Raw genomic sequence first — 20,315 nt, 5'->3', positions numbered from 1 at the left:
TTACTGATGTCTGCTATGTTATTTTGATTCACACGTTTCATATTAAAAATCCTTCGATAAAGTTTGGTAATCTTAGTTTTCAAACATTCAAAGATCAATATGAATTTTTATTTAGCATATCCAGGTTAAAAGCTCACATTAGTAGTGCTGATCAAGCTATCAGAAAGGGGGACTGATTACAAAAACCTGCTACAATCCGCATTGAGAAGAGGACCAAAGATTAATGCACGGTTTGTCCTTGAGTAATGCAACAAGTAATCACTTGTCGGATCACAAAATCTCCCTGATGAATCCCATACATTAGATTAAAGTGTTTCGCTAAAGTAACAACCCATCCTGATAAACAAAAGTTCATCCGCTTTTCAGTAATATCCACCACAATTTCAAAAAGCCCTAATGAATCGCTATCACGTTCATTTGCATAATCTTCCATAATTACGCGTGCTGTTTGTAAATCTTTATCTCTAGTCGGCCAATTTTGACTCATATTATTCTTCCTAAAAAGCATGAATAAAACACAGCTCAATAAATTCAGGCACTATCATTGCAATGCGATCAAGAATTTTTGTAAGATAGTGATAACATAGGCTTCTGAACTTATTGCGAAGTTACATTAGTTCTTCAGTAATTTTTTTCCATACATGGAGGCAAATTTTAAAATTACAAGAGCAAAATCTCTTGCCAATTATGCCATATTTGGGCAAAGACTCAATGCTAAGATTAATTTTTCTACTTATTAATAAACAATTGCGTTACGATGCAAATTATGAATAAATGTAGTTTATGTCATGTATGATATCCTTAAAGTCTGTTGTATTTTATCGCTGTGTCTAGCAAAATTCTTTTAACGTTGCCACTCACTCTCCCTGAAAATAGAACAAGTATAGAATGTTTCTTATGAACAGCATATGATATACCTATTAGCAAATTTAAAAAAATCATACCATGGCCTATCAAATTTTACCCTCAATACTCTCTGCGGATCTTACTCGTCTTGGTGAAGAAATAGATGCCGTAATGCAAGCAGGCGCTGACTCTATTCATTTTGATGTCATGGACAATCATTATGTGCCTAATCTAACCTTCGGCCCTGCATTTTGTGAGGCCTTAATTAAACGCGTTCCTGAATTACCTATAGATGTTCACCTCATGGTGAAACCTGTAGATTCACTTATTGAATCCTTTGCCAAAGCAGGAGCACAACGAATCAGTATTCATCCAGATGCAACTATTCATTTGGATCGCAGCTTACAACTCATTAACGATTTAGGATGCAAAGCAGGCTTAGTTTTGAATCCAGCAACCCCTATTGATGTACTCGCCTGGTGTGTACATCAACTTGATTTTGTGTTGGTAATGACCGTGAATCCAGGATTTGGCGGCCAAAAATTGATTTCTGAAATTATTAAGAAAATACCAAAAATCCGCCAACTCTACCCTCAACTTAATCTCTGTGTCGATGGTGGTGTAACAACAAAAAATATAGCAATGCTGGCACGCGCAGGAGCCAATCAGTTTGTTACTGGTTCTGCTCTATTCAACAGCGGCAATTACCAAGAAACGATTAACACCATGCGTACTCAATTAACGGAAATTTAATTTGACCAAAGAAGATTTATGAAAAAATTAATCATCATGTTATGGAGCCTCCTTGGATCACATGCTTGCTTGGCACTTTCAGGGCAAGAATATATGAATCGTTTTAATACTTATAGTTTACTAAGCCAAAACCTTCCTACCACACCCACCCCCATATTTCTAGACTTTATTACAGGAACCGCCCCCCTTTCTAACAAATTACGTGAAAAATGGCTTTATGAACTTGCTCGTGCTAAAGATTGGATAACCTATCATCAATATTATCAGCCGTCTAAGGACATAAACCTTGTTTGTTATGAACAAATCGCCAAATATAATACCGGTGCACAAGAAGCACTAAAAGATTCTATTCCTCTATGGTTAACTGGTAATTCAACACCTCCCGCATGCAATAATCTATTTGATTTATTAATTAAGAATAATGGATTCAATCAAGATTTTATTACCCAACGCATTAATCTGGCATTGGATAAACGCAACATTCAACTAACTTATTACTTGCTAAACCAATACAAGACACCTCATCACGCAGAAATCGAGGCATTAAACTCTGTTTACCAAAATCCTGCCAATATTAACACGCTTCATAAGGGTGGTTTAAACGGTACTATATATCTTTATGGTCTTAAACGTATGATTTCTATCGATATGGATAAGGCATTACTACTATGGCAACAAAATAAAACCAGGAGTATTCTAAACTTAGCACAACAACAGGATTTTTTAGTTCATGTCGCGCTATATAAAGCCATGCGCAATAATGAAGATGCATTGTACTGGTTCAATCAGATTAAACCTCAATACTACAATGACGTCTTACTGGATTGGCAGATACGCTTTGCTCTAAAACAAAAACATTGGCAACAGGTTACCGTCTTAATTAATGACTCAAAAAATAAAGATGCACCTTGCTGGCAATATTGGCTGGCACGCTCTTTAGAAGAACAAGGTAAAACAGCAGAAGCCCGCGCAATATATGAGCCCTTAGCAAAAAACAGACACTATTATGGTTTTCTTGCCAGCCTTCGTCTCAAGAAGGCTTTTAGCTTCGATGAGGAATTACCTATAACAAATTTTTCTGTATTAAAACCTTATCAAGCTTTTATCGATCAAGTTAAAAAGTTATATACAACCAAAAATACACTCCAAGCATCACGATTGCTTAATGATTTTATCAGTGAATTATCTAAAGATGAGGCCAGTGCCCTAGTCTATTGGATTGACACTACTTTGCAATGGCATGGTAAATCCGTACATTTAAGTAGTAATGAAACTTTAAAAAATCAACTCTCTTTAAGATTTCCCTTGGCTTATAAAGACACAGTAAAATACTATTCCAAAAAATATGCCATTCCTCCTGAATTTATTTATGCCATCATCCGTCAGGAAAGTGGTTTTAGAGAAGAAGCAACTTCTTCTGTGGGCGCTCGTGGTTTAATGCAAGTGATGCCTTACACTGCGGGTGTGGTCTCCAAAGCCGAGAGGATTTCTTATGTGAATCAAAATCAATTATTTCTTTCAGAAAAGAATATTAACATTGGTGTAGCCTATTTAAAACAGCTTTCAAAACGCTTTAGTAACCATCCAATTTTGATCGCAGCAGCTTATAATGCAGGTCCTAAACAAGTTGTTTCTTGGTTACAAACTCATCCCCCCAAAGAAATTGATGTCTGGATTGAAACATTGCCTTGGCAAGAAACACGTAATTATCTAAAAAACATCTTTGCATTTTACACGGTATATCAATATCGTCTAAATCAAAAACTCAACCTGGAACATTTTTTAGAACCTTTATAAAAAGTAACCCATTACCAGCAGAAAAATTTCTTTCATATCAAAACGAGCTCAATTACCAAAAATCTAATGTACTAATCGCTATGTTATTGTAAAGATAATCAGATTAAAGATAATATACTTTACAGAATCGTAAAAAATGGGAAGGGAAGCTTATTACATTAACGATAGGGCACTATTATCTCATTTCATATCAACTTTTTTAACTAAGAGAGATTATTATGCCCAAATTACCTAACAAAAATACTTTTGAGGCTGCTGAAAAAAAAATAAAAGAAGTAGAAAAATTATTAAGCCACATTGATGTGGAATATACAGAAAATTTTCAACTTTTATTGAGTAAGCGAAAAAAAGACTTTATGGAAACGCTGGCCTCTCACGAGAAAAAAATTTCTGTGTATGAAAAAAAGAAGATAACGTCTCAATATTATTTCTTTGCCGATACATTATACAAGTGCATGAAGTATCCGGCTAATGATTCAGATTATATAAAGGCTTATTTCAATAGAATATATTATCCTATTGGAAACAATACAGAAAAGGGGTCCTCACCCTTAAATTCCCTTTTTTACACAGGGATATATAGTGGTACCTTATTAACCCTGGCTTCTGTTGCTGCAATGATTGTGTGTCCGCAAATTGGATTCATTATATTTCCTATTGGGATGACTTTACTCATTTCAAACTTATTTCTGTTATTAGCTAAAGAGGTGTTAACCATTAACAATAAAAAAAATGAGGATAAAACAATTTTTGAAAAGGGATCTGATTTGTTAAGGGTACATCCAGAAGTAAATTATGAGAGAGAAGATAAAGAAGAGGGAAAAGTCATTTCATCCTTAGTTACTACAAGCATCTTTAATGCTATGCTGAGACACCCTTAAACAAAAAAGTTATTTTCTTGGAAGATTTTTCTCTAAAAGTACAGCTATCTTGAAACACCTTTTTGGCATCTTTCGTCTACTGCTAAGGAAAGCTAAACTACTTATCCTTTGTTGTATTTCTGAAAAAACGCAATAAGACATGATTAGCACGCAACGATGCCTCTCGTACCGCCTCACGCGGGCTGATCAAACCCGCGAACATGGCTTCTAAAATTTCATCGTTAATACTACGAATTTGATTCTGTGGACCATAGTATTTCAATGGTTTTTCTTGCAGATTTATTTTGAGATCCTTTTGTGCCAACAATAAATTGGGATGATGACTAATTTTCAAAATATCGGCATAACCACCCTGCAATCCTAGAGGCAGATAACCTGTATGCTCATGCCAACGTCTCTGGATTTGAGGTTGAGCAATAAATACAAAAAATTGCGCAATGCCCTTATAGTGTTCCTTTGTTTGTCCAGCGATAACCCAAAGCGCTGCACCACCTATAACGTTAGCATGTCTCTTTTTGCTTATCTGAGTATCCAATGGCATCCTGGCGACACCCAAACGAAAAGGAACCAAAGCCTCTAAACCATTGTAAGCCCCGGAAGATTGGCTGAACAAAGGGCAAATACCACTAGTAAATAAAATGGTTGCATCATCAACTCGACCAGCGTAACGAAAATAATGCTGGACATGCCAACGTTTTAAACGCTCAAAATGATGGGTTAATTGCGGCGTATCAAAAACAGCATGGGCTGGATCCCCCTCTGCTAAATACAAACCATGTGTTGCTAAAAATGACTCAAAAAGTATCCACCCAGGATAAGCTGTAGTATAAGTGCATTTAAAACCTGCTTTTTTCACTTTCTGAGCTAATACCTCCATCTCATCCCAAGTGCGTGGAAAATTAGTACTGTTGTACCCTACTTTGGCAAGCAAATCCAAATTATAATACAAAGTTGGCACTGAGAGATTAAAAGGCAACGCCATTAATTGACCCTCTGTACTATAAAACTCACGAATCGACTCAATAAAATCTTCTTTAGGTAAATTCATTCCCTGTTCATGCATCAATTCATCAACTGGTTTAATAACACCCTTAGGAGAATGCATCAGAGCAGTACCTACCTCAAAAATCTGTACCATCGCTGGAGGTTGCTGCGCTCTGAATGCAGCAGCAAAACTGGTTAAGGTTTCTAAGTAATTTCCTTTATAAACAGGTTTAATAAAATAGTCGCTTTGACTTTTATTAAAATCATCTGCAAGTAATCTAACTTCATCGCCTAATTGCGCTGCCATACTATGCCAAAGGATGAGTTCGATGCGTTTTGCGTGTACTGAAACGGCACATAAAAAAGCGCATAAGAAAGGGATTAATTTATTCATACTAATAAATCTGGGTAATCACTAAAAACTGCATCCACTCCCCATTTAAATAATTTATTCGCCTGACGTTTGCGATTCAGGGTATAGGCACATACAACATACCCCGCATCTTTAACTGCTTTAACTCGATCAGCCGTTAAAATACGGCGATTAAAGTGAATGGAAAAACAATCCAATTCTTGGGCTTTTTGCAACCACTGTTCATCCCAAACATGAAACAATAAACCCAAAGGCATTTCGGGTGCTACATTACGACACATCACTAGAGCCTTCCACGAGAAACTGGAAACCAATGGTAAATCCTTCTCTGCTGGCCAATAGCGATTTATGTGACTTAATACAGTAATTGCTGTCTGTTCATCTGTCCCAGGATAAGGTTTTATTTCAATATTAGCCTGTACATTTGTAACGAAAAGCCACTCTAAAACTTCTTTAAAATGTGGAATATGCACGCCTTTAAACCGACGAGAAAACCAGGAACCTGCATCAAGGGTTTGCAGATAAGAAGATTCAACGTGACCGATTTCTCCTCGCCCGTTGGTGGTCCTTTTTAATGTATCATCATGAAATACAAAAGGCTCACCATCAACACTGCACATCACATCAAACTCAATGAAGCGACAGCCCATCTCTACCGCTTTATTAAAGGCAGCTAAGGTATTTTCTGGGGCATATGCCGAGGCACCACGATGACCAATAATCTTTTCAACAACTAGCAAATTAATTCCTTTGTTTTAAGCGATTATGGCTTACGATTAGAAGCCGCTTCAACCATCGCAGTTAACGTCAATTCATTACTCACAGTTAATGCAGGAGCCGCTGCTGCAGCCAACATCACCATACTGTTCGTTTCTTTAGTTTGATAAGGCCGTGGTGTTTGCAGTGGTGGATTTTCCCCAGAAACAAAAACCAAATTACTTACACTGTACTGTTGTGCTGGATATGCCTTATTCATACGTACAATTTCATCATTTACCTGTTGATACAATTGATCGCGTACCTTAGCGAATACAGCCTGTGTTTCCTCTAGACTCGGCTTAAACTCCACATTCGAGATCTCATACTTAGCCCCAGGAATACTTACTGATTTTGCATTTTGATAAATATCGGTTAAGGCCGTTTGATTTACGCGAGCCTGCGCTTGAACATAAAGTTTTTCCAGACCAGAATTGTCTTGTGAACGATCAAATTCAAGCAAATGCCAATCGCCTTTAGCAATTTTATTTAAACGGTCCATAATGTCAGTGCGCGCTTTTACCAAATCAGCATTTGACAAAGTCACATTGATATTGACACCCAGCAAAGCAGATTGGGTAGTCACCCATTGTTTTGCAGAAACTTGAAAAACAACTTTATCCAGGACCATTGGGGGTGATACAACAACGTCTGCAGCAAAAGCAAACGAAGTGATGGTCATTAACATCAACACCTTGGCGGCAGTTTCTCGCATAACATTCTCCAATTTGATAAATAACTGATTTAGTTTATACCAGCAAGCTCCAGGACACCAAATTATCGTTGATTTAATCGATAAATAAGTCTATAACTTCTAAAAAAATATTTTTTAGGGGCTATAACCAATGATATCTGTTGATAATATAATTAATAATGACCTAACAATAGCAGAAAATGATTTTTTCGAATACGCCTTAGCCCATGGTTTTGGTGATTTACATTTCAAAGTGGATCCAGAAACTGGTATGAAAGCCATTATCGCTATCCACAATACAAAGCTTGGCCCAGCGTTGGGAGGTTGCCGTTTTATTGAATACCCCAATACTGCTGCAGCACTTAAAGATGTCATGCGTCTTGCACGAGGTATGAGTTACAAAGCTGCCTCAGTAAACCTACCTTTAGGCGGTGGTAAATCGGTACTCATTAAGCCAAAAGGGTCCTTCGATCGTGCTGGCTATATGCATCAATTTGGTAAGTTTGTGCATGAATTAAATGGCCGATACATTACTGCTCTAGACAGCGGAACTGTATTAAGTGACATGGATATTATTAGCGAACATACCCCCTATGTTGCCAGCTTATCAAAATACGATGGCGATCCCTCCCCCTCTACAGCTCTAGGTATTCTACGTGGCATTCAGGCAGCAGTTGCATTTAAATTAGATAAAAACAACCTTAAAGGTGTTCATGTTGCCATTCAGGGTCTTGGGCATGTTGGCTATTTACTTGCTAAACACTTACATGAATTAGACGCAACACTTACTGTCGCTGACCTTTCTTCTTCTGCAGTAGAACAGGCAGTTAAAGAGTTCAATGCAAAACCAGTCAGTACGGATCAAATTCACAAAGTTCCTTGTGATGTGTTTGCTCCCTGTGCTTTGGGGGCGATTATTAATGACATTACTATTCCTCAATTACAAACAACCATTATTGCTGGAGCAGCCAATAATCAGTTAGCTCATACTTATCATGGAAAGATATTACATGATAAAGGTATTTTATTTGCCGTAGATTATGTAATTAATGCGGGGGGATTAATTTTTGCAGCTTCTAAATATTTACTTACTCCTGAAAGCCAAATCAATGAGCAAATTAATCAAATTCACACACATTTACTTGAAATATTTACCCGTTCTACCAAAGAAAATATACCTACTAGTGAAATTGCAGATACACTGGCCCAAGAGAAGTTAACCTAATGAAACAGTTACACTTATCCCCTGAATTGTATGCGTACCTACTGGATAAATCATTACGTGAGCACCCCTCACTAAAGCGCTTGCGCAAAGAAACATCCACAATGGAACTAGCGAACATGCAAGTCTCGCCTGAACAAGCACAATTTATGCAATTTCTTTTACATTTGATGCGTGCTAAAAATGTATTGGAATTAGGAACATTCACTGGTTACAGCGCCTTGGCTATGTCTCTTGCTTTGCCTGATGATGGTTGCTTAATTACTTGCGATATTAGCGAACAATGGACAAAACGAGCTCATCTATTTTGGACTGAGGCAAAACAGGATCATAAAATTAAATTACGCCTTGGCCCTGCACTGGATTCATTACAGGCATTAATAAATGAAGGTTGGGAACAAAAATTTGACTTTATCTTCATTGATGCTGATAAAACAAATTACATCAATTATTATGAATTAGCATTAAAATTGATTCAACCCCGAGGTATTATTGCCATTGATAATGTTCTGTGGGATGGTAAAGTAATTGATAAACAGGAAACCGGCGGACAAACACGAGAAATAAGAAAACTTAATGAATTAATTAAAAAGGATAAGCGTGTATTTGTCAGTCTGTTACCAATAGCTGATGGATTATTTTTAGTACAACGAGTTTAATTGGATAAATTGTAAAGGAGTATTTTAAAATAATGAAAACAAACAATAACCCTTGTGGATTAGATGGTTTTGCTTTTTTAGAGTTTTCAGGGCCAGATAAAAATCGCCTACAACAACAATTTACCCAACTTGGCTTTCAAGCAATAGCAAACCATAAAGATCAAGAAATTACTCTGTATCAACAAGGCCAAATCCAATTTATAGTCAATGGCACCCCTAATAGCCAAGCAGCAACTCATGCCGCTACTCATGGCCCTGGTGCCTGCGCAATGGGATTTAAAGTACACAATGCCAAAGCAGCTTTTGAGCATGCTCTTCAACAAGGTGCGACTGCTTTTATAGATTGCCAACATGCTCATCATGGCTTACCGGCCATACAGGCTATTGGTGGTAGTGTCATTTATTTTGTTGATGACCAACACCAACCTTTTGCGTCTCATTGGAAGAAAAAATCTACTCTGCCCATAGAAGACCACGGTTTATTATTTATCGATCACCTAACTCATAACGTTTTTCGCGGCAATATGGATAAATGGGCTAACTTTTATGAACAAATTTTTAATTTCCAGGAGATCCGTTATTTCAATATTAAAGGTAAAATAACTGGTCTAGTAAGCCGTGCACTAGGTAGTCCTTGTGGTAAAATCAAAATTCCATTAAATGAATCCAAAGATGATGTATCCCAAATTGAAGAGTTTTTGCATGAATACCATGGAGAGGGAATTCAACACATTGCATTAACGACTGACTCGATTTACCACACAGTCCATCAATTAAGAGAACAAGGCGTAAATTTCCTTGATGTTCCAGACTCTTATTATGAAATGCTGCATGAACGCCTTCCTTGGCATCAAGAACCCGTCCAACAACTGCGAGCAGAAAAAATACTGATTGATGGTGAAATAGATCCCAAGCACGGTTTATTACTCCAAATTTTTACTGAAAATATTTTTGGACCTGTATTTTTTGAAATTATTCAGCGTAAGGGCAACCAGGGATTCGGTGAAGGTAACTTTCAGGCATTGTTTGAAGCCATCGAACGTGATCAAATAAAACGCGGTACGTTAAAAGAAGCCAATTAGGAATTCCTATGAAATTAGCAACCTTAAAATCAGCATTTTCACGAGATGGGACGTTATGTGTAGTCAATCGCGCATTGACTCATGCAGTTAGTACTCTCCAAATCGCACCTAATTTACAATACGCTTTAGATCATTGGCAACAAGTTGAGCCCAGGTTACAAACCATATATCAACAATTAAATGAACAACACTTGGATAATGCCTTTACCTTTGATCCAAAGCAATGCACCTCTCCATTACCACGTGCCTATCAGTGGGCAGATGGGAGTGCTTACGTGAATCATGTAGAATTAGTGCGTAAAGCTCGTGGTGCCGAAATGCCTGCTAGCTTTTGGAGCAGCCCACTAATATACCAAGGTGGCTCAGATACCTTTCTTGGCCCAAGAGATCCCATTCTCATTGCTGATGAAGCATTTGGAATCGATTTTGAGGCAGAAATTGCCGTGATCACTGATGATGTCCCTATGGGCATTAATCATAAAAGTGCAGCCGCCCACATTAAATTATTCATGTTAGTCAATGATGTATCATTGCGAAATTTAATCCCAGAAGAGCTAGGTAAGGGATTTGGATTTTTCCAATCCAAGCCTTCCAGTAGTTTTTCTCCGGTTGCCATCACACCGGATGAATTGGCTTCTGCTTGGGATGGACAACGGGTGCATTTACCTTTATTGAGCCATTTAAATGGGCACTTATTTGGTCAACCCAATGCCGGTGAAGACATGACTTTTTCGTTTACAGACCTTATCCAACATGCTGCCAAAACCAGAGCATTAAGTGCGGGGACAATTATTGGTTCTGGAACTGTATCTAATTTGGATCGCAGCAAAGGTTCTTCATGTATCGCTGAAAAAAGAATGTTGGAACTTCTTGAGCAAGGTCAGCCTAAAACTTCATTTATGCACTTTGGCGATACAGTACGTATTGAAATGCTTGATAAAGAAGGAAAGAGTCTTTTTGGAGCGATTGAGCAAGTTATTAAAAATTGCTCTTGATGAATGCAGAAAATCTTCCATTTGCGATTTATTTAGGCTACTAAAGAAGCTGGAGCACTGATGATACTATATGATTACTTCCGTTCTACAGCGTGTTATCGAGTACGCATTGCCCTTAATCTTAAAAAATTAAACTATGAAAAAATCAATATTCATTTGATCAATGATGGCGGACAACATCATAGTGAAGAATATCATCATATAAATCCTCAAGAATTGGTCCCTTCATTGCAAGTAGAAGGGCATATTATTAATCAATCTATGGCCATTATTGATTATCTGGATGAAACATTTCCAAACCCCTCTTTATTGCCTAAAGATCCATTAAATCGAGCCACTATCAGGTCGCTGGCGCAAATCATTGCCTGTGATATGCATCCTTTAAATAATTTAAGGGTATTAAATTATTTAAAAGCAGAATTTAGTGCCAATAATATTCAAGTGATGCAATGGTATCATCATTGGTTAAAAGCAGGATTTGATGCCTTTGAAACAAAATTGCAAACCTTAAAGCGTATTGAACCTTTTTGTTTTGGGAACACGGTTTCTTTGGCGGATCTTTGTCTGATCCCACAAGTATTTAATGCACAACGCTTTAATTTTATAATGGATGATTATCCATTAATCAATAAGATAAATGCTCATTGCTTAACTCTTGAAGCATTTCAGAATGCTTCTCCTGAGATTTTCTAGAGTTAATGTCAAGACGCCTTAATTTATTTTTATTTAGCTATTGGCAGGCGCAGAAGATACCATTAGACAATTCAATACCCCAAGGATAAGCTTCTGACATATGTAAAGTTTGATTTAATTGATTATTTAAAGGTGTCATCACCCTAATCTGCACTCTATTCCTCGTCCAAGGTGATTGAGGACATAATGCTTCTCTGCGATCATCACCTGCTTTAACAAAGCAAGGATCATATGTGGTTCCTTCTGCTAGACTGAGTCAAACAATGGCCTAATAATGTCTTTTTAACTATCGGTACCACTTGATCCCTTACTTCTCCATAAGGTCTATACAATTTTAATACCGTATCGCGCCCTTCCACTAAAAAAGAATAACAAAATAATATTAGGAATAAAGCTCTTTGCATCATATTGCTTCCTTACCAATTTTATACAGAGACACGTCTCGCACACCGTTGCTTTTCAAAAATCCTGGATGCATCTCAAACAGGTGAGAATAGAAGCGTAGAAAATCAAAACCCATCAGCTAAGATAGTAGAAATATCAACAAGCCCTAGTGTATCATCGCATTTAATACATTCAACCAACAGGAATAAAAAATGACCACTGTTTTTACCATCAAAGAATGTTTGGGTGGTGCAATTAATGTTGATGAACAGGTTACCGTTAAAGGTTGGGTCAAAACCCGCCGTGACTCCAAAGCCGGCTTGTCTTTTATTAACCTGCATGATGGTTCATGTTTCGCTCCTATTCAAATAGTTGCTACCGATGGTTTATCTAATTATCATGAAGAAGTTACTCGACTTAATGCAGGATGTTCTCTTATAGCCACGGGGAAATTAGTTGCATCACAAGGAAAGGGGCAGTCTTTTGAAATTCAGGCAGATCAGATTCAGGTCGTAGGTTGGGTCGAAAATCCTGAATCCTATCCTATACAAGCAAAACGCCATACGCTTGAATTTTTGCGTGAGGTTGCTCATTTACGTCCTCGTACTAATACCATTAGTGCAGTTACACGTGTTCGCCATTGTCTAGCACAAGCTGTACATCGATTTTTCCATAAGCACGGTTATTTTTGGATACACACACCGATTATTACTGCCAGTGACTGTGAAGGTGCTGGAGAAATGTTTCGTGTTTCTACTTTAGATTTATTGAACCTTCCACAAAAAGCTCAAGGACAAATTGATTTTAGCAAAGACTTCTTTGGTAAAGAAACATTTCTTACCGTATCAGGCCAGTTAAATCTGGAAGCTTATTGCATGGCAATGTCAAAGGTTTATACTTTTGGTCCTACCTTCCGCGCCGAAAATTCAAACACCAGCCGACACTTGGCTGAATTTTGGATGATTGAGCCTGAGGTAGCATTTGCTACTCTAAACGACATTTGTAATTTAAGTCAAAACTTATTGCAATACTTATGCGAAGCCGTGCTTAATGAATGTAAAGATGATATGGAATTTTTCAATCAATTCATTGCTCCGGGATGTATGAAACGTCTAGAACACCTCGCGGTGTCAGATTTCGAAATCATGACTTACACTGACGCCGTTAAAATTTTGGAACATGCAGACCATCCTTTTGAGTTTCCAGTGAGTTGGGGCTTGGATTTACAATCAGAACATGAGCGTTATTTGGCCGAAATATACTGTAAAAAACCGGTAATACTAATCAACTATCCTCAAGAAATTAAAGGATTTTATATGCGCCTTAATGACGACGGTAAAACCGTTGCAGCAATGGATGTTTTAGCACCTGGGATTGGAGAAATAATTGGTGGTAGCCAACGCGAAGAGCGTTTAGACATCCTTGATAAACGCATTGAAGAATGCAATCTCAATAAAGAAAGCTATCAATGGTACCGAGATCTACGCCGTTATGGCACGGTACCCCATGCTGGTTTCGGTTTAGGCTTTGAGCGTTTAGTAAGCTACGTTACAGGCCTAGCCAATGTACGTGATGTAATTCCATTTCCACGCACACCAGGTCATGCTGATTATTAAATGAGATCTAATTTTTAATTACAGTTTGGGCATCTAAAATCATTTTTCAGTATTTGATGCCCGCCTTTAACTTTGCCATTAAGTTAGAGAACAAATACGCAGAATATTCACTCTAAACTGGATAGAATACCTTCTCCTAAAACCAATATTTTCTCCATGCGTCGTGCCAGTTGGTGATCATGGGTCACAATAACCAAAGCTGTATTCATCTTTTGGTTGAGCTCTAACATTAAATCAAACACTTTGGTGGCTGTGGTCTGATCCAGGTTTCCTGTAGGTTCATCTGCTAATACACAATCAGGCTGATGCACTAAAGCTCTCGCAATAGCAACTCTTTGTCGTTCACCACCAGACAACTGAGCTGGTTTATGTTCTTTTCTGGCATAAAGGCCAACCGCATCAAGTATTTCATTTGCTTTTTCTTTTGCAGACTTTACAGATGTGTTGGCTAACAATAAAGGCATACTCACATTTTCAAGCGCTGAAAATTCAGGTAACAAATGATGAAATTGATAGATAAACCCCAAACCTCGATTTCGTAAGTGGCAACGTTTTTTTTCATTTATTTTTTGCCAATTAACATTTTTAATGCTTACCTCACCGCTGGTTGGTTTATCTAAACCACCTAACAAGTGTAATAGTGTACTTTTACCAGAACCTGAAGGACCAATAATAGCCAAACGCTCTCCCTTGCCTATGGATAAATTAATTCCTTTTAGTACCTCAATTTTAGAAGTACCATCATTATAAGATTTACATAATTGATTACAGCTTAAAATTATATTACTCATAATGTAAAGCCTCCGCAATTACGGTTTTTGAAGCACGCCACGCGGGATAAATTGTTGCAAAAAAACTCATTAATAATGCCATAACACACACCTTCAATAAGTCACTTAGCATAATTTGAGAAGGCAAATAATCAACAAAATAAATACTGGATGAGAGCGCTTTAAAGTGAAACCAACTTTGTAAATGATTCACAATGCTCGTCGCATTTTTTGCCAACACTATTCCACTAATTAAACCAAAAAATGTTCCTACAATACCAACCATCATTCCCTGTACGATAAAAGTCCATAATATCGTTGTTGGAGTGGCTCCTAGGGTTCTTAAAATAGCAATTTCTGCTTGTTTGTCATTTACGACCATGACCAAAGAAGATACTAAATTAAACGCTGCTACAGCAATGATCAATAATAAAATCATAAACATCATTGTCTTTTCCATCTTAACTGCTTCGAAAAAAGCCCCATATTGCTGTGTCCAATTACCGACCTGATATCCCTCCCCTAATAGGTTGGATATATGGTAAGATAATTCTGGAGCCTTATAGACGTCATTAATTTTCATCTTGATACCAGTAACATCATTATCTAATTGAAATAATTTTTGTGCATCGTCAATGTTCATAAAAGCCAGTTTGGTATCAAAATTAAATCCCGTTCCTGCAGAAAAAATCCCCACAACGGTAAATCGTTTAAAGCGAGGAACCATTCCGGCAGGTGTTACTGTTGCTTGAGGGATCATGACAGTTACTTTATCCCCAATCATTACTCCTAAAGTATCTGCTAATCCTTTTCCTAAAATCATACCAAAATGATTTAAATTCTCGATGCTTCCAGCAATTAATTTATCTTTCAAATGAGTAATTTTTTCTTCTTTATCAGGCATTATACCCGTTAATATAATAGGTAAGACTTGACCTTCGTGCACTAATAAACCTTGTCCGCCAATATAAGGTGCAACTGCCTTAACTTCAGGAATAGATTGAATTTTTTTAGCAATTTCTGGCCAATCACTCAGTCGTTCATTAAAACCACTGACGGTGATCTCAGGGGCCATGCCAAAAAAACGATTATGTATTTGCTGGTCAAATCCATTCATTACAGATAAAACAGTGATAAGAACCATTACCCCTAAGCCAATACCCAGCATGGAACTTAAAGAAATGAATGAAACAAAATGATTTTTTTTTCTGGAACGCGTGTAACGCAACCCCATAAACAGAGCTATTGGTTTATACATGGTCGCTTAAATTTAGTTAAAATCTTATTGTAGAGAAAAACTTAGGTAAGAGCAATTTAGACAACCTTGATAATTCATATTATAAAATTATAAAGTAACTTAAATAAACAATGCTCGATGTCAGAAAGTAGTATTATTTTAACAGCATAAAAAACTAGATGACTACAGAATAATTTTTTTGCAAAAATTTATTTACAGCACCCCCTAATTGTGAGTAATCAGAGCATTAAGACCCTACTTAATAAACAAACCTTAATCTAGGAAACTTTACTCGCATTTTCAGGACCCTTCTTTTCACTTCTAAATACAGATCTCAAGCTAACGAATAAACACGGTTTGGGGGCAGTTAGCAATACGCTTTCTTTCTTAATTATTTTTCTATCTTAACCTCTACGCTATATAACGAAAAGAGGTTACAGAAAAATAAGCTCTTTAAGAAACATAGCTGATACTAAACATAAGTCCATTAGTATATAAATGATTAAGTGTTAATCCTCTACCCTCCGTTTGTGCTGGTGCTCTACCTAAGTTACTGTTTCCCCAATCCGAAAATTCATAACCCACACCAACCTGACAATTTTCAGTAATATTACGTTGCACGCCTGCACCAACCGTATAGATAAAAGAAGTAACGGTATGGTTTCTAAAAGGAGGTGTTGGAACCGCTTCATAAATCAGTGGGACACTATTAAAGCTATTGGAGTCATTAAAGCCTACACCGATACTACCACTTAGCCATGGAGTAACATAGTAACCTCTATCTGCTAATAATTTTCCTTTCAATGCAACGTGCGTATGGCGCACTTGATAATTGTAGCTATAATTATTAAACAGTGGATCACCATCATCCCAAATCTCTCCAGAAAGCCCAGCTTGACTGGTAGTAGCAACGGCTATCCCTAACTGACCCTGAAGACTATAAGGGAGCCACGAGGAAGTTTGTACTCCTAAAAATAATTCTCCATCAACTAAGGTTTGATTTGACTGATTTGATTGGTTTATATAAGTCTTTTCAATGCTAGGCACTAAGTTAATAGTTTGGTTTCTACCAAGACTGGTCGGCCAAACTGGTCCAGCGCTTAATGTTGCTACAAAAGACATTGGTGGAGCTACCTCACCCATACTTCCAGCAACTACTGCTTGGGTACCAATAAACATTAATGTTATAGCAGCTAGTGAATGACCTGTTGCATTCTTAATTTTCATCTGATATTTCATCCTTAACATTACTCAGAATAACCATCATAGCACTCCCAAGCGAAAATTTAAATATTTTATATTTAATTTTGGTTTCCCTTTACTCCGCCTAAAGTAATTTAAAATCTCCACTCCTGTCGTACCCGTTGACACTAATTCAAAACAGCTTCTCAACGGCCATCCAATTTGAATAATAAACAATACTGAAGACTTTTCTTACTTAATTACCTGCTGTTTGGACTATTACACAGCTACCATAAACGAAGAATGCGAATAGATACGCAAGAATATAAATTTTGAGCTACAATGTAGCTCAAGAGACAGGAGAATTTGATGACTACTAATGCAGTGGTAAGAGCAAGAATTGATGAGCATATTAAAGAAGAGGCTTCAGCCGTGCTTGCATCTATGGGATTAACCATATCTGATGCATTCCGTATGTTGCTAACGCGCATAGCTAAAGAGCATGCCTTGCCTTTTGAACCCCTTATTCCAAACCAAAAAACTATCAATGCGATGAAGGAAGCACGACGCTGCCCAGATCATCTTCATCGTCCTGACATATCGGGGCATTGTAGTATACGAATTATTGAATAAAATAATAGCTGTTAATACTTATGGGTAATGATGTGCTGAAATCGGAATGAGCCATTCTAGTTTTTTTGTAACTCATTGATTTGATTGGTGCCAAGGGCAGGAATCAAACTTTAATATAACTTATTGATTTACAATAACATAAATAACAGGGACTCGAATCTTACCCAAATTCTTACCCAACCTGAACATGATAACCGATTTGAATAGTTGCGAAAAGATGCGAATCAATAAATAATCTTTTATTTGCAGTTTATATCAAAACGGATATACTTTATATGAAGCTATTATATTTTTTAGGCGACTCGGCCAAAAGATTGCGCGATTTTAACAAAGACGCCAGGCAAGATGCGGGTTACCAGTTAGACAAAGTACAGCGCGGAGAGCAACCAGACGACTTCAAGCCAATGCCATCAATTGGCAAAGGTGTTGAGGAAATTCGCATCTGGGATGAGTCAGGTACTTATCGCGTTATTTACACAGCCCGTTTAAACAATGCGGTCTATGTGCTTCACGCGTTTCAGAAAAAAACGCAAGCAACTTTAAAACGTGATGTTGAATTGGCTAAAGTACGTTTTGCCGAGCTAATGAGGAGTTTATAATGAACATCAGCGAACCCTATGCAAGTATCTGGGATGCAATTGCCGACACTCCAGGTGAAGCAGCTAATATGCAAACTAAATGCGAGCTAATGCGTAAAATAGTAGAAATTATTCAATCTAAAGGATGGACTCAGTCTGAGGCTGCAACTCGTTGTGCTGTTACTCAGCCTCGCATGAATGATTTGTTACGTGGACGTATCTCTCGTTTTTCTTTGGATGCACTTGTTAATATTGCAGCAGCTATCGGCCAACGGGTCCATATAGAATTAGAAGCTGCTTAATTATTAATCTCTAAACACTATAAAAAGTAACCCACCGGTTTGAGGATGCTCACTAAGCATAGCCTTGGTGGGTTTTCTTATCATACATCATCGTTTATTTAGCTAATGATTTTCGAATTCGCTCTGCTAGTTCTTGTATTTTAAGCCAAGAACCAATGCCAGGTATAGTTTAGCAAAGAGTAAGCTACCGAACAATGCACTGCCGTTTGCCTATATTTAAGAGAATTTGTCAGAGAATAAAATTCTTTTTGCATATTTTCAAGGCTTTGGGGGTAAATTTGCAGGGCAAACGCATGAAAAATTTTCTTGACGACCTTATATCATCTATCTCTGAAAATAATTTAGGACTCCATGCATGATAAGTGCTCTTTCAATTGAAAATCAGCATAATATCTCTTATTTGATACTTCTTTTAAAGTATTATTTTTCATACGTAGACCCTGACTACACTTTATGACTGATATTTAAATGGGATACAATAGAAAATTAGGCGTGGGTCAGATTGCTATATGTATATTTTTAAAGTAATACCTAAATTTCATTACCTGTTGCTGGCAAAATCAGTATGACCCTCTACTTAATCAATTATCGGATTTTGAGTATGGGCTGGATTAGCAATATAACCAAATTATACCTTGGTAGCAATTAATGCCTGTCTGGATGGGTATGTTTGCCGTTTTTGTGAATTCATTTGGCACAATGGCAATGTTGTTCCTCTCTCTTTATTTCGTTTCAGAGTTGGGATTTAGTGTTACTGAAGCTAGTGAGCTAATCAGTTTATATAACGTTGGAGCGGTATTCGGTGCTTATCTTAGTGGTCGGTTATGTGAAAAATATTCGTCAAAAACCGTTTCCATTTGCTCGTTAATATTGAATTCGATTGCTTTGATATCAATACTGCTATACAAAGATTTTTATTCCTTATTATGTGTGACAAGTGTTATGGGTGCTGCGAACTCATCATTTGTTCCAGCTAACCGCATTTGGTTAATGAAGCAATGTGAAGAAGATCAGAGAGCTAGAGTGAACAGTCTGCGTTTTATGATGGCTAATCTAGGAATGGGTATCGCTGTTGTTATCGGAGGTATTTTAGCCAAATCGAGCTATCAAATTTTATTCATGTTCAATGGTACAGCATTCCTGATCTCCGCGATTATATTGTCACTATTGAAAACAAGTAATGGGGTACTAAATGAGATGACGAATAACAGCTCAGCACTGAGAGCGGAGAAGCAGCAATTGTTGACTATACCCCCCTTTTTCGAAAACAAAGGGTTTTTCTTAATTTACCTGCTACTGTTATTAGCAACATTAACATTTTCTCAGTTATGGGTGAATTACCCTATATACATGCGCAATGAATATCAACTCGATGAACAGGCATTCAGCAATCTCTTTTTGATTAACACTGTACTGATTGTTCTATTTCAGGTTGTTATTGTTGATCTAGCCAGTAGATATAGTCTTTTCCTTAGCGCCGCTGTTGGAGCATTTCTTGTTGGTTTTGGCATGTACCTACTTATTTTGGGTAGCTCATATTTTCTGACAATAATTTCCTGTTTCATCTGGACAGTTGGGGAGATATTAACGTTCCCAATTCTACAGACCCTGTTGTACAACAGAGCTAAAGACGATAATAAAGCCACTCATATGGGACTTTATCAAACTGTCTATGCTTGGCTCTACCCCAAATATAGGGGCACTTTAATCAGATTATAGTAATCTAACTCATTGATTCCGCAATCAAAAGATGATTAAAGTGCCGAAGAAAGATTGTATCCTAAATTTACCTGGCTATTCAATAGTCAAGGTGACAGGAAACAATCCTGTTTACATTCAAGTAACTTATAATCGTGTGGTCCGCTGTATCTATTGCAA

Annotated in this window: 20 protein-coding genes; 13 read left to right on the top strand and 7 right to left on the bottom strand. The window is 37.3% G+C overall.

Annotated elements, in window-relative coordinates; all coding sequences use genetic code 11:
- Positions 1 to 220 precede the first annotated feature (220 nt).
- Positions 221 to 487: a hypothetical protein gene (locus WA877_RS10115; RefSeq protein ID WP_425170795.1), complete on the bottom strand. Its 267-nt coding sequence runs from the start codon at positions 485 to 487 to the stop codon at positions 221 to 223.
- A gap of 458 nt (positions 488 to 945) precedes the next feature.
- Between WA877_RS10115 and rpe the strand changes: the two genes are divergently transcribed.
- The 3 genes from rpe (at position 946) to WA877_RS10100 (ending at position 4,277) form a co-directional block, all read left to right on the top strand.
- The gene (rpe, locus tag WA877_RS10110; RefSeq protein ID WP_425170794.1) at positions 946 to 1,599 is read left to right on the top strand and encodes a ribulose-phosphate 3-epimerase; all 654 of its coding nucleotides are present in this window, start codon (positions 946 to 948) and stop codon (positions 1,597 to 1,599) included.
- An 18-nt stretch (positions 1,600 to 1,617) separates the two neighbouring features.
- Complete coding sequence (locus WA877_RS10105; protein WP_425170793.1) at positions 1,618 to 3,396, top strand: transglycosylase SLT domain-containing protein; 1,779 nt, start codon at positions 1,618 to 1,620, stop codon at positions 3,394 to 3,396.
- A gap of 218 nt (positions 3,397 to 3,614) precedes the next feature.
- Positions 3,615 to 4,277, top strand: a complete 663-nt coding sequence (locus WA877_RS10100) for a hypothetical protein (RefSeq protein WP_425170792.1) — start codon at positions 3,615 to 3,617, stop codon at positions 4,275 to 4,277.
- Positions 4,278 to 4,374: 97 nt separating this feature from the next.
- Here WA877_RS10100 and WA877_RS10095 read toward each other — a convergent pair whose 3' ends face one another.
- From WA877_RS10095 to WA877_RS10085, 3 genes are read right to left on the bottom strand one after another with little or no spacing between them, the layout of a single operon-like run.
- Positions 4,375 to 5,655, bottom strand: coding sequence for an extracellular solute-binding protein (locus tag WA877_RS10095; protein WP_425170791.1), 1,281 nt, complete (start codon positions 5,653 to 5,655; stop codon positions 4,375 to 4,377).
- On the bottom strand, positions 5,652 to 6,374 hold the full coding sequence (ugpQ, locus tag WA877_RS10090) for a glycerophosphodiester phosphodiesterase (protein WP_425170790.1): 723 nt from the start codon (positions 6,372 to 6,374) through the stop codon (positions 5,652 to 5,654). Before ugpQ ends, WA877_RS10095 begins: the two co-directional genes overlap by 4 nt.
- A gap of 23 nt (positions 6,375 to 6,397) precedes the next feature.
- Positions 6,398 to 7,105 (bottom strand): hypothetical protein, encoded by a 708-nt coding sequence (locus tag WA877_RS10085; RefSeq protein ID WP_425170789.1) that lies wholly within the window; start codon positions 7,103 to 7,105, stop codon positions 6,398 to 6,400.
- A gap of 130 nt (positions 7,106 to 7,235) precedes the next feature.
- On the opposite strand from WA877_RS10085, the gene WA877_RS10080 reads away from it, so the two are divergent.
- The 6 genes from WA877_RS10080 to asnS all read left to right on the top strand — a co-directional run bounded on the left by WA877_RS10080 (position 7,236) and on the right by asnS (position 13,735).
- Entirely contained in the window at positions 7,236 to 8,309 is a 1,074-nt protein-coding gene (locus WA877_RS10080) for a Leu/Phe/Val dehydrogenase (protein ID WP_425170788.1), read from the top strand.
- The gene (locus tag WA877_RS10075) at positions 8,309 to 8,965 is read left to right on the top strand and encodes a class I SAM-dependent methyltransferase (RefSeq protein ID WP_425170787.1); all 657 of its coding nucleotides are present in this window, start codon (positions 8,309 to 8,311) and stop codon (positions 8,963 to 8,965) included. The genes WA877_RS10080 and WA877_RS10075 overlap by 1 nt, the downstream gene beginning before the upstream one ends.
- 32 nt (positions 8,966 to 8,997) lie before the next feature.
- On the top strand, positions 8,998 to 10,047 hold the full coding sequence (gene hppD / locus WA877_RS10070; RefSeq protein ID WP_425170786.1) for a 4-hydroxyphenylpyruvate dioxygenase: 1,050 nt from the start codon (positions 8,998 to 9,000) through the stop codon (positions 10,045 to 10,047).
- An 8-nt stretch (positions 10,048 to 10,055) separates the two neighbouring features.
- Positions 10,056 to 11,042 carry a fumarylacetoacetate hydrolase family protein gene (locus WA877_RS10065; protein WP_425170785.1) on the top strand — a complete coding sequence of 329 codons (987 nt, stop codon included), beginning with the start codon at positions 10,056 to 10,058 and terminating at the stop codon, positions 11,040 to 11,042.
- A gap of 60 nt (positions 11,043 to 11,102) precedes the next feature.
- Positions 11,103 to 11,735 (top strand): maleylacetoacetate isomerase, encoded by a 633-nt coding sequence (gene maiA / locus WA877_RS10060; protein ID WP_425170784.1) that lies wholly within the window; start codon positions 11,103 to 11,105, stop codon positions 11,733 to 11,735.
- Positions 11,736 to 12,331: 596 nt separating this feature from the next.
- Complete coding sequence (gene asnS / locus WA877_RS10055; protein WP_425170783.1) at positions 12,332 to 13,735, top strand: asparagine--tRNA ligase; 1,404 nt, start codon at positions 12,332 to 12,334, stop codon at positions 13,733 to 13,735.
- Positions 13,736 to 13,842: 107 nt separating this feature from the next.
- On the opposite strand, the gene lolD is transcribed toward asnS, so the two are convergent.
- The 3 genes from lolD to WA877_RS10040 form a co-directional block, all read right to left on the bottom strand.
- Positions 13,843 to 14,526 (bottom strand): lipoprotein-releasing ABC transporter ATP-binding protein LolD, encoded by a 684-nt coding sequence (gene lolD, locus WA877_RS10050; protein ID WP_425170782.1) that lies wholly within the window; start codon positions 14,524 to 14,526, stop codon positions 13,843 to 13,845.
- Positions 14,519 to 15,763, bottom strand: a complete 1,245-nt coding sequence (locus tag WA877_RS10045; RefSeq protein ID WP_425170781.1) for a lipoprotein-releasing ABC transporter permease subunit — start codon at positions 15,761 to 15,763, stop codon at positions 14,519 to 14,521. Before WA877_RS10045 ends, lolD begins: the two co-directional genes overlap by 8 nt.
- 432 nt (positions 15,764 to 16,195) lie before the next feature.
- Positions 16,196 to 16,969, bottom strand: coding sequence for an outer membrane protein (locus tag WA877_RS10040; protein WP_425170780.1), 774 nt, complete (start codon positions 16,967 to 16,969; stop codon positions 16,196 to 16,198).
- A gap of 324 nt (positions 16,970 to 17,293) precedes the next feature.
- Here WA877_RS10040 and WA877_RS10035 point away from each other — a divergent pair, with 324 nt between their 5' ends.
- The 4 genes from WA877_RS10035 to WA877_RS10020 all read left to right on the top strand — a co-directional run bounded on the left by WA877_RS10035 (position 17,294) and on the right by WA877_RS10020 (position 20,156).
- On the top strand, positions 17,294 to 17,557 hold the full coding sequence (locus tag WA877_RS10035) for a type II toxin-antitoxin system RelB/DinJ family antitoxin (protein ID WP_425170779.1): 264 nt from the start codon (positions 17,294 to 17,296) through the stop codon (positions 17,555 to 17,557).
- A 275-nt stretch (positions 17,558 to 17,832) separates the two neighbouring features.
- The gene (locus WA877_RS10030) at positions 17,833 to 18,156 is read left to right on the top strand and encodes a type II toxin-antitoxin system RelE/ParE family toxin (protein WP_425170778.1); all 324 of its coding nucleotides are present in this window, start codon (positions 17,833 to 17,835) and stop codon (positions 18,154 to 18,156) included.
- Entirely contained in the window at positions 18,156 to 18,437 is a 282-nt protein-coding gene (locus WA877_RS10025; protein ID WP_425170777.1) for a helix-turn-helix domain-containing protein, read from the top strand. The genes WA877_RS10030 and WA877_RS10025 overlap by 1 nt, the downstream gene beginning before the upstream one ends.
- Positions 18,438 to 19,085: 648 nt before the next feature.
- Positions 19,086 to 20,156 (top strand): MFS transporter, encoded by a 1,071-nt coding sequence (locus tag WA877_RS10020; protein WP_425170776.1) that lies wholly within the window; start codon positions 19,086 to 19,088, stop codon positions 20,154 to 20,156.
- Positions 20,157 to 20,315: the final 159 nt, after the last annotated feature.

This window comes from Legionella sp., assembly GCF_049790535.1.
Classification (GTDB): domain Bacteria; phylum Pseudomonadota; class Gammaproteobacteria; order Legionellales; family Legionellaceae; genus Legionella.
This window is presented reverse-complemented; position numbering and strand designations above follow the sequence as displayed.

Coding starts and splice junctions, on each gene's coding strand:
- WA877_RS10075 (WP_425170787.1), top strand. CDS start 8,309: ATGAAACAGTTACACTTATCCCCTGAATTGTATGCGTACCTACTGGAT.
- WA877_RS10100 (WP_425170792.1), top strand. CDS start 3,615: ATGCCCAAATTACCTAACAAAAATACTTTTGAGGCTGCTGAAAAAAAA.
- WA877_RS10085 (WP_425170789.1), bottom strand. CDS start 7,105: ATGCGAGAAACTGCCGCCAAGGTGTTGATGTTAATGACCATCACTTCG.
- maiA (WP_425170784.1), top strand. CDS start 11,103: ATGATACTATATGATTACTTCCGTTCTACAGCGTGTTATCGAGTACGC.
- WA877_RS10045 (WP_425170781.1), bottom strand. CDS start 15,763: ATGTATAAACCAATAGCTCTGTTTATGGGGTTGCGTTACACGCGTTCC.
- lolD (WP_425170782.1), bottom strand. CDS start 14,526: ATGAGTAATATAATTTTAAGCTGTAATCAATTATGTAAATCTTATAAT.
- WA877_RS10025 (WP_425170777.1), top strand. CDS start 18,156: ATGAACATCAGCGAACCCTATGCAAGTATCTGGGATGCAATTGCCGAC.
- WA877_RS10020 (WP_425170776.1), top strand. CDS start 19,086: ATGCCTGTCTGGATGGGTATGTTTGCCGTTTTTGTGAATTCATTTGGC.
- WA877_RS10115 (WP_425170795.1), bottom strand. CDS start 487: ATGAGTCAAAATTGGCCGACTAGAGATAAAGATTTACAAACAGCACGC.
- WA877_RS10105 (WP_425170793.1), top strand. CDS start 1,618: ATGAAAAAATTAATCATCATGTTATGGAGCCTCCTTGGATCACATGCT.
- rpe (WP_425170794.1), top strand. CDS start 946: ATGGCCTATCAAATTTTACCCTCAATACTCTCTGCGGATCTTACTCGT.
- asnS (WP_425170783.1), top strand. CDS start 12,332: ATGACCACTGTTTTTACCATCAAAGAATGTTTGGGTGGTGCAATTAAT.
- WA877_RS10095 (WP_425170791.1), bottom strand. CDS start 5,655: ATGAATAAATTAATCCCTTTCTTATGCGCTTTTTTATGTGCCGTTTCA.
- WA877_RS10040 (WP_425170780.1), bottom strand. CDS start 16,969: ATGAAAATTAAGAATGCAACAGGTCATTCACTAGCTGCTATAACATTA.
- WA877_RS10065 (WP_425170785.1), top strand. CDS start 10,056: ATGAAATTAGCAACCTTAAAATCAGCATTTTCACGAGATGGGACGTTA.
- WA877_RS10080 (WP_425170788.1), top strand. CDS start 7,236: ATGATATCTGTTGATAATATAATTAATAATGACCTAACAATAGCAGAA.
- WA877_RS10035 (WP_425170779.1), top strand. CDS start 17,294: ATGACTACTAATGCAGTGGTAAGAGCAAGAATTGATGAGCATATTAAA.
- hppD (WP_425170786.1), top strand. CDS start 8,998: ATGAAAACAAACAATAACCCTTGTGGATTAGATGGTTTTGCTTTTTTA.
- WA877_RS10030 (WP_425170778.1), top strand. CDS start 17,833: ATGAAGCTATTATATTTTTTAGGCGACTCGGCCAAAAGATTGCGCGAT.